The organism is Mycobacterium sherrisii (assembly GCF_002102355.1).
Lineage (GTDB): Bacteria > Actinomycetota > Actinomycetes > Mycobacteriales > Mycobacteriaceae > Mycobacterium > Mycobacterium sherrisii.
Map to the genome: position 1 here is coordinate 1 of NZ_LQPT01000066.1, position 8,832 is coordinate 8,832.

8 protein-coding genes are annotated in these 8,832 nt (G+C 64.7%); 7 read left to right on the plus strand and 1 reads right to left on the minus strand.

Annotated features, from left to right (window positions below):
- Positions 1–903: transposase (locus AWC25_RS10500; RefSeq protein ID WP_142278784.1), on the plus strand; the 903-nt coding region annotated here is incomplete at its 5' end.
- Positions 904–920: 17 nt separating this feature from the next.
- On the opposite strand, the gene AWC25_RS10505 is transcribed toward AWC25_RS10500, so the two are convergent.
- On the minus strand, positions 921–2,516 hold the full coding sequence (locus AWC25_RS10505; RefSeq protein ID WP_069402797.1) for a bifunctional 3-(3-hydroxy-phenyl)propionate/3-hydroxycinnamic acid hydroxylase: 1,596 nt from the start codon (positions 2,514–2,516) through the stop codon (positions 921–923).
- A gap of 121 nt (positions 2,517–2,637) precedes the next feature.
- Between AWC25_RS10505 and AWC25_RS10510 the strand changes: the two genes are divergently transcribed.
- From AWC25_RS10510 to AWC25_RS10535, 6 genes are all read left to right on the plus strand, one after another.
- Entirely contained in the window at positions 2,638–3,258 is a 621-nt protein-coding gene (locus tag AWC25_RS10510; RefSeq protein ID WP_069402808.1) for a TetR/AcrR family transcriptional regulator, read from the plus strand.
- Positions 3,255–4,034 carry a 2-keto-4-pentenoate hydratase gene (locus AWC25_RS10515; protein WP_069402798.1) on the plus strand — a complete coding sequence of 260 codons (780 nt, stop codon included), beginning with the start codon at positions 3,255–3,257 and terminating at the stop codon, positions 4,032–4,034. The genes AWC25_RS10510 and AWC25_RS10515 overlap by 4 nt, the downstream gene beginning before the upstream one ends.
- A 10-nt stretch (positions 4,035–4,044) precedes the next feature.
- Positions 4,045–4,998: an acetaldehyde dehydrogenase (acetylating) gene (locus tag AWC25_RS10520; protein ID WP_169717121.1), complete on the plus strand. Its 954-nt coding sequence runs from the start codon at positions 4,045–4,047 to the stop codon at positions 4,996–4,998.
- Positions 4,995–6,017, plus strand: a complete 1,023-nt coding sequence (dmpG, locus tag AWC25_RS10525; RefSeq protein WP_069402800.1) for a 4-hydroxy-2-oxovalerate aldolase — start codon at positions 4,995–4,997, stop codon at positions 6,015–6,017. Before AWC25_RS10520 ends, dmpG begins: the two co-directional genes overlap by 4 nt.
- Positions 6,018–6,040: 23 nt before the next feature.
- Complete coding sequence (locus AWC25_RS10530) at positions 6,041–7,594, plus strand: MFS transporter (RefSeq protein ID WP_264034115.1); 1,554 nt, start codon at positions 6,041–6,043, stop codon at positions 7,592–7,594.
- 467 nt (positions 7,595–8,061) lie between these two features.
- Positions 8,062–8,682, plus strand: coding sequence for a TetR/AcrR family transcriptional regulator (locus tag AWC25_RS10535; RefSeq protein ID WP_232327350.1), 621 nt, complete (start codon positions 8,062–8,064; stop codon positions 8,680–8,682).
- The last annotated feature ends 150 nt before the right edge of the window (positions 8,683–8,832 follow it).

Below are 8,832 nucleotides of genomic sequence, written 5' to 3' on the forward strand. Positions count from 1 at the left end.
CTGGTGATCGCCGAGTACCTGCGGCTGCGCCACCATCGACTGCGTCCGCTGGCGCCCTACAGCGCCCAGACCAAGGCATTGCGCACGGTGGTGCGCACCCGCGACGACATCGTCAAGATGCGGGTGTCGGCCACCAACCAACTCAGCGCCCTGCTCGAGGACCACTGGCCCGGCGCCAAAGCGATCTTCGCCGACGTCGAATCCCCGATCAGCCTGGCCTTCCTGCGCCACTACCCGACCGCCGTCAGCGCCACCCGCCTCGGCGAGAAACGGCTGGCCGCCTTCTTGGCCAAACACGCCTACTCCGGCCGTCGACCAGCCAAAGAACTGCTCGCCCGACTGCGCAGCGCACCCGCCGGCACCACCGACCCCGCCCTGACCACCGCCATCGCTGACACCGTGGCAGCCCTGGTCAACATCCTGGAAGCACTCAACAACGCCAGCAAGGCCCTCGACCGGTCGACCCTCACCCGCCTCGGGGAGCACCCGGACGCCGAGATCTTCACGTCGCTGCCAAGGTCGGGTCAGATCAACGCCGCCCAGGTGCTCGCCGAGTGGGGCGACTCCCGCGCAGCCTACGACGGACCCGACGCCATCGCCGCTCTGGCCGGGGTCACCCCGGTAACTAAAGCCTCCGGTAAACAACACGCGGTGCACTTCCGCTGGGCCTGCAACAAACGCTTCCGAAGGGCACTGACCACCTTCGCCGACAACAGCCGCCACGAAAGCCCCTGGGCCGCAAACATCTACACCACAGCCCGCGGCCGCGGACACGACCACCCCCACGCCGTACGCATCCTCGCCCGAGCCTGGATCCGCGTCATCTACCGCTGCTGGCACACCCACCAGCCCTACAACCCCAACCTCCACGGAGCCGCGCAAAAGCCGCAAACCGCAGCCTGAGGTTGACTCAGGAAGTGTCATGCGATGGCTTCCTGTGGCGTTGGGGCGTCGATGGCGGACGAGGCCTTGCCGGTGAACCCAGCAGGGGGTGGCGGGAGCGGCCGTCCGAAAGCGGCTGCGGCGTAGACGAAGCCGTCCGGGCGCACGACAATCGATGTGGCCTTCTTGTCCGATAGCCACCGGATCAGTGTGCTCTCACGGTCGCGAACATCGTGCGGGATGTGAAACGCTGGCACGCCCAGTCGGATCCATGCCCGGGCACCCGGCGGCGTTGCGGCGGTGTGCAGCAGCGCCCAGCCCCCACCGAGCACGTCGTCCAGGCGTTGGGTCGCGCCCGCTGAGTCGGTGACCCATGGCTGCGGGATGAGCCACCCGATCGCCTTATGTGAACTGTCGGCGAAAAAGCCCTCACCGTAATGGGCGTCGGGGATCCAAAATAACTTTTGACCTTCGTCGAGGACCCCGGGCAGTTTTGTGATCGCACGCAGCATGTGGTTGCGCAGTGCTGCAACGAACGGGTGGCGTTCGGTGATGACACGCCCGACGCGGACCGCGCGTCGGGTCACCTCGATCACATGCGGTTTGCGTTCGATCTCATAAGAATTCAGAAGACCCTCTGGTGCTTGACCCCGCACTACCGCGGCGATCTTCCAGCACAGGTTGGCGGCGTCGCGTACGCCTGCGGACATGCCTTGGCCGATCCAGGGTGGCATGGCGTGCGCGGCGTCACCGGCCAGGAATATCCGCCCGACCCGCCACCGGTCGGCCACACGGACGTGGTGGCTGTAGACCACGGCACGCAGGATTCTTACGTGGTCTTTGGTGATGCCCTGAAGATTGAGGATGCGCCAGACGTACTCATCGCTGACAAGCGCCTTCTCGTCTTCTGCCTCGCGCGCGGGAAACTCCCAGCGGTGATGGCCCAGTGGTGTCGGGCAGTCCACGGTCGGTCGTTCGGGGCTGCAGTGGAAGCGCAAGCGGTCGTGAGCGTCCCACGCCTTGAGCACCTTGGTATCGATGACCACCCAGCGCTCACCGTAGGTCTTGCCGGAGTAGCCGACACCCAACAGACCGCGCGTCGGCGAAGAACCGCCGTCAGCCGCGATCACGTAAGAGGCCGCGATGCGCGTGAACGAATCTGTCTGCATGTCGGCGACCAGCAGCTCGACGTGATCGCCCTTGTTGAGCGCACGCAGGCATTCGTGTTCGAGCATCACCACGACGTTGGCAAACCGTGCTACTCCCTCGCGCAGCACGTGGTCGACCGCAGGTTGATAGATGAACTGTTGCGGCGGATGCCCACACCCCCGCGCGGCAATGGTGGTCTCGATGAAGGGCACGCCGTCGGCATCGACGAAGGCGACCGGTCGGTCGGGCAGCATGTCCTGTTGAAGTCGGTCCGCTAACCCGACCGACTGCCACACCCGCAGCACTTCTTCATCGGTGGAGATGGCCCGAGCACGTGCATAGACGTCGGGATCGCGCTCGAGGACGATCACGCTCAGACCCAGCCGTCCCAGCAAATTAGCGGCAGTGGCACCAGTGGGGCCATAGCCGATCACCGCCACGTCGTAGGTGGGGGTCCGTTCGGGCGCCGTTGGCGTCTCGTTCACTGATGAACCTCGTTGTTCGCGCGCCGTCGTCGGCACTTGTCCTGCAGCAAGTCTCTAAGTTACTGTAGCGATCACTACAGAGTCAAGAGCATGGAGGAGTGTCGCCGTGACGGGTGAAAGCATGGGAGCGAAACGGCGCCGGCGCCGCCCCGACGGCCAGATGTCACAGACTCGAATTCTGGACGCCGCAAGCGAAATCGCATCGGAACGCGAGTATGAGGGCACCAGCATCGGTGCGGTTAGCGCCAAATGCGGGCTACCGGCCAGTTCCATCTACTGGCATTTCAAGGATAAGGACGACCTGCTCGCCGCCGTCATCGAACGCAGCTTCGGCGCATGGCTGCAAGCATGGCAGCTGCCAGTGGAGGGATCGATCCAGGAACGCGTACGTGCAGTGGCCGGCCAGATCGCCCAAGCGCTGATGAATTCGCCGGACTTCATCCGACTGGGTTTGATGCTGACCTTAGAGCGCCGGCCCGTCGAAACCCGGGCGCGCGCCATGTTTTTAGGTGTACGCGCGCAGGCCTTCTACGTACTCGCCACGGGCATTAGGGAACTCATCCCCGAATTGACGCCGCCGCTGGTGAACCAGTTGGCCACCTACGCGCTGGCTGGCGCCGACGGTTTGTTCATCGCCATGGAGGCCGGCGCCCACACCATCGATCTGTACGAAATGTTCCAACTGCATGCCTGTGCTGTGGTCAGCACCGCGATGATCATGGTGGAGGGACGAGCAGCATGACCAGCGACGTCATCACCGCTGCCGCCGACAAACTGTGGGCCGCTCAACGCGACCGGGTGCCGATCGCGCCGCTGACCCAGCTCTACCGCGGTGTCGATGTTGGCACCGCCTACGGGGTTCAGCAGGCCAATCTGCAGCGCCGACTGCAGTTGGGAGCCACATTGATTGGCCACAAAATCGGCTTGACCTCGGCGTCGATGCAGCAACTGCTCGGCGTGAACGAGCCCGACTACGGATTCATCGTCGATGACATGGTTATTTCCACGCCCACCGTGGACATCAAGTGGTTCTGCGCACCCCGGGTCGAGCCGGAGGTCGCGTTCCTGCTGCACAAGGCGCTGCGCGGCCCCGGTGTCAGCGCTGCTGATGTTCGCAAGTCCACCGAGGCGGTCGCAGTCGCGCTCGAAATCGTCGACAGCCGTATCGCCGACTGGAAGCTCACTCTGGCCGACACCGTCGCCGATAACGCCAGCTCCGGCGCAATCGTTCTCGGCGAGTGGGCGCCCTATACCGAAGCGTTGGCACTCCCCCAAGCCACGGCCACGCTAACTCTCAACGGCAACGTCATCGAGTCCGGCACCGGTGACGCCGTCATGGGGGACCCGGCCGCCGCGGTCGCCTGGCTGGCCAATGCCCTCGCAGAGTTCGGCACCGAGCTGTCGCCCGGACAGTTAGTCATGTCCGGCTCATTCACCTCGGCGGCCTTCGTCCACGCCGGGGACATCGCCACCGCCACGATCAGCGGCTTGGGCACCGTATCGCTGCGCTTCACCTAAGGAATACGCCATGACACAACACCTTTGCCCTGTGGCCATCATCGGCTCAGGCAACATCGGCACCGACCTGATGATCAAGATCCTGCGTAGCGACGGACCGCTGTGCGCGGCGGCCATGGTCGGGATCGACCCTGACTCCGACGGTTTGGCGCGCGCCCAGCACATGGGCGTGCCGATCACCGCCGGCGGTGTCGACGGCCTACTGGGCATGCCGCACTTTGATGAGATCAAGCTGGTCTTCGATGCCACCTCGGCCTCTGCGCACCACGTCAACTGGGCCAAACTCGAACCCACCGGCGTGCGGATGCTCGATCTGACACCGGCATCGGTCGGCCCGTACTGCGTGCCGGTGGTCAACCTCGATGAACACCTCGACGCGCCTAACCTGAACATGGTGACCTGCGGCGGTCAGGCAACGGTGCCGATCGTGTCCGCGGTCTCACAAGTCGGCATCGTGACCTACGCCGAGATCGTATCCTCCATCGCGTCGAAGTCCGCCGGCCCCGGCACCCGCGCCAACATTGATGATTTCATCGAAACCACCTCTGCGGCATTACTTTCCGTCGGTGGCGCCCGACGTGGCAAGGCCGTGATGATCCTCAACCCCGCCGACCCGCCCATCCTGATGCGCAACACGGTGTATTGCCTCGTCGAGGGTGACGCCGACCACGACGCAATCGAAGGATCCGTCGTGGAGATGGTTGATCAGGTCAACTCGTACGTCCCGGGTTACCGCCTCAAACAGCGTGTGCAGTTCGACACCTTCACCGCCGACAACCCGCTCTACATTCCCGAAACCGGCAAGTTCACCGGCACCCGCGTCACCGTAATGCTCGAAGTCACCGGCGCGGGTCATTACCTGCCTGCCTATGCCGGCAACCTCGACATCATGACGTCGGCGGCTAAGGCCGCCGCCGAACGCATCGCCATCCATCTCGCCGAAAACATCGGAGCGCCAAGATGACTCACAATCTGTACATCAGCGACGTCACGCTACGCGACGGCATGCACGCCACCCGCCACCAATACACCGTCGAACAATCCACCAGCATCGCGAAGGCGCTCGACGACGCCGGCGTGGATTCGATCGAAGTCGCCCACGGCGACGGCCTGTCGGGGTCAAGCTGCACCTACGGCTTCGGTGCTCACACTGACTTGGAATGGATCCAAGCGGTCGCCGGAGTGGTGCAACGCGCCAAGCTCGCTACGCTGCTGCTGCCCGGCATCGGCAGCGTGGGGAACCTCAAAGACGCGCACCTCGCCGGCGCGACCGTCGTGCGCGTCGCCACCCACTGCACCGAAGCCGACATCTCCGCCCAGCACATCGCCGCAGCGCGCGACCTCGGCATGGACACCGTCGGTTTCCTGATGATGAGTCACATGGCCAGCCCCGCAGCGCTGGCCGCGCAGGCCAAGCTCATGGAATGCTACGGCGCCACCTGCGTCTACGTCGTCGACTCCGGCGGCGCCATGACCATGAACGAGGTAGCTGAACGCGTCGACGCCCTCCGTCAAACCCTTACCGCGACAACCGAGATCGGTATTCACGCGCACCACAACCTGTCGCTGGGCGTCGCGAACTCAATCGTCGCGGTCGAACATGGCGCCAACCGTGTCGACGCCTCGCTGACGGGTATGGGCGCCGGCGCCGGCAACGCGCCCCTGGAGGTGTTCATCGCCGCCGCCGACAAACTCGGCTGGCAGCACGGCTGCGACCTGCACACCCTCGAGGACGCCGCCGACGACATCGTCAGACCTCTGCAGGACCGCCCGGTGCGTGTGGACCGCGAAACGCTCACGCTCGGATATGCCGGCGTGTACTCCAGCTTCCTTCGCCCTGCCGAGACCGCCGGTGAGCGCTACGACATCGACGCCCGTACGCTGCTCGAAGAAGCCGGCCGTCGCGGCATGGTCGGCGGCCAGGAAGACATGCTCGCCGACATCGCGTTGGACCTCATCAGCGAACGCGAGCCGAGCCGGTGAGCGCGCCGGTGTCGATCCCTGCGGTGGGGCGGGCGGGGACCGCTGGCGTCCTCGCCGCCATGTGCCTATCACTTGTTTTGGTCGTCGCGTCGGTGTCTGCGCTCAACCTCGCGCTGCCCGACCTGGCCGTCGACCTCGACGCCTCCAACACCGCACTGACATGGATCGCCGACGCCTACACCGTCGCCCTGGCCGCCCTGGTCTTGCCCTTCGGCGCCATCGGTGACAGGTGGGGACGCCGCAACGTCCTTATCGTCGGCAACGTCGTGTTCGGCGCGGCATCGATGGCGGCGGCGCTGACGGCCCAGACCACCACCGAATTGATCATCTGGCGCGCCGTGATGGGCATCGCCGCCGCAATGATCATGCCCGGCACCCTGTCGACCATCACCGCCGCCTTTCCCATCCAACAGCGCGCCCGCGGCGTGGCCGCCTGGTCGGGTTTCGCAGCGGCCGGTGCCATCGTCGGATTGCTCGCCGCCGGCGCACTGCTCGAAGTGTGGACGTGGCGCTCCATATTCCTCACCAGCGCCGTCGTCGCTGCTGTCTCCGTGGGCGCCGCGGCAGTCCTGGCGCCCAACACCGCCGACACGCAGCCACCCACCCCCGATCTGGCCGGCGCGATCACCACCGCACTGGGCATCGGCACCGTGGTCTTCGCCATCATCGAAGGAAACGACCGCGGCTGGACAACGCCGATCGTCATGACCGCGGTGGTCGTCTCCGTGCTCTCCTTCACGGCTTACGCCGCAGTGGGTTTCCGCAAGAACCAACCACTGCTCGACCCACGCTTGTTCGGCGTCCCCGGCTTCCGCGCCGGCGCCGTCACAATCCTGGTGCAATTTATGGCGATATTCGGTTTCTTTTTCGTAGGCCTGCAATACCTGCAACTCATCCTCGCCTACAGCCCGCTCACGAGTGCGGTTGCCCTGGTCCCGGTAGCCGTCGTGGTGGTGCCTGCTTCGCTGGTGACACCTCGCATCGTCGGCGGCATTGGACTCAAGGCGGTCATGGCGATCGGTTTGATAATGCTCGGCGCCGGACTGTTCTCGATCTCACGGCTCACCGTCGATTCCGGATATTGGCCGTTCCTGGCCGGTCTGATCATCTGTGGCATCGGCATCGGAATGCTCAGTTCGGCCGCCACCGCCGCCATCGTCGGCTCGTTGAACAGCGACAAACAGGGCGTCGCCTCGGCCGTCAACGACACCACACGCGAGATTGGCTCTGCGGTCGGCATCGCGCTGACGGGGTCCATCTTCAGCAGCCATTACCGCTCCGGACTACCGCCGACCGTCAATACGCTGCCCCTTGGGGCCGCAGAGACTGTTCGCCACTCCGCGGCCGGCGGTCTGGCCGTGGCCGGTCACCTCGGTCCTGGAGGTGTCGCGCTAGCCGACGCCGTCGACCACGCTTTCATAGACGGATTGTCGGCGTCGCTGGTCGTCATCACGGTCATCCTGTTGGTCGCAGCCCTGGGTTGCCTGCTGCGGGCGCCGCACCGACTCCCCGACGCCACGGTGCATGCGTTGGATAAAACACCTGACGCCGACCAGACGATGCGGGCGCCGCACTGAGCGAATCCGACAAGCACGCCGACGCCGAGCACCACGCCGGGACCCAACTGTAGGTTGTCGACGAAGATGCGACCGCTCCCGACGGCGCGGAAATCCCTGACGTCTCCACCAGCAGCTGTCAAAGCAGCGGAAACCAGTGACGCCCATCATCGCCGGTGCCGCGCGGGCACCGGGCTGCGGTGTGAGCTCAAGCAGCATCACTTCCCACGACGAAGCGGCCCGCTCTGTAACGCCCGAAGAACGCCGGCTCCAAGCGATTACTGCCAGACGTCATCGGTCGGCGCCGTCCGGCTTTGCAGCGGCGAGCCGCGGAAGCGATCGTTTTCGCGTCGACGACAACGGCCATTGACATACCGCTTATCAGGTCAATCACTACATCAAAGGGGTGAGAGAATGATGCCAAAATATTGGCTTGCCGAGAGGAGGCGGACATAACCGCTGGCGGCGCAAGGCCAAAGAGGCGGCGCGTGAATGGCGAAGAGTCGCGTCAGAAGATCTTGCTGGCGGCAACCGAGATCGCTGCCGAACGCGGGTACGAAGGTACGTCCATCGGTGCGGTGAGCCAGCGTTCCGGTCTACCAGCAAGCTCGATTTACTGGCATTTCAAAGATAAGGATGCGCTACTCGCCGCGGTGATCGAGCACAGTTTCGGACTCTGGCTGGCAGGCGCTGGTGGCTTTTCTCCGCGATCGGACAACGAATCGGTCGAGCAACGCCTCGCCGCGATGATGGAGCGAACGCTCAAGTCGTTGCGTGAAGCCGCCGACTTCCTGAGGCTCGGATTGATGCTGGCGCTTGAGCGACGAGCGGAAGAACCCTCGGCGCGCAAGATGTTCCTTTCCGTTCGCGATGAGGCGTTACGGCGCACGGTCGCCTCGTACACCGAACTCTTTCCTGAACTCGACGCAAAAGCCACTCGACAACTTGGCGCGTTGAGCATGGCGATGGCCGACGGACTATTCGTTGCCCACGAGATCAACGGCGACCGTACTGATATCTCCGACGAGGCCAATGTCTTGGCTACCGCACTATTAGCTGCCGCGGAATACCTCGCATCTTCGAGTCGTGCGACGTCAGGATCGGACTAGCGGCCGGGGAGGGTAACACGCGGCGACGGTGGTGCCAGGTAGTGCTCGAAGCTGATCCCCGCGGCGGCGACTCGGTTGCGTCCAGCAGAGTGGTGTACGAGTCGGACCTGATCAGCGGTACCGGCGTGTCGTAGCCGAGTGATTGGAGGT

Bases quoted from the DNA above. Each gene is read 5' to 3' on its own strand.
- AWC25_RS10515 (WP_069402798.1), top strand. From the start codon at position 3,255: ATGACCAGCGACGTCATCACCGCTGCCGCCGACAAACTGTGGGCCGCT.
- dmpG (WP_069402800.1), top strand. From the start codon at position 4,995: ATGACTCACAATCTGTACATCAGCGACGTCACGCTACGCGACGGCATG.
- AWC25_RS10520 (WP_169717121.1), top strand. From the start codon at position 4,045: ATGACACAACACCTTTGCCCTGTGGCCATCATCGGCTCAGGCAACATC.
- AWC25_RS10510 (WP_069402808.1), top strand. From the start codon at position 2,638: ATGGGAGCGAAACGGCGCCGGCGCCGCCCCGACGGCCAGATGTCACAG.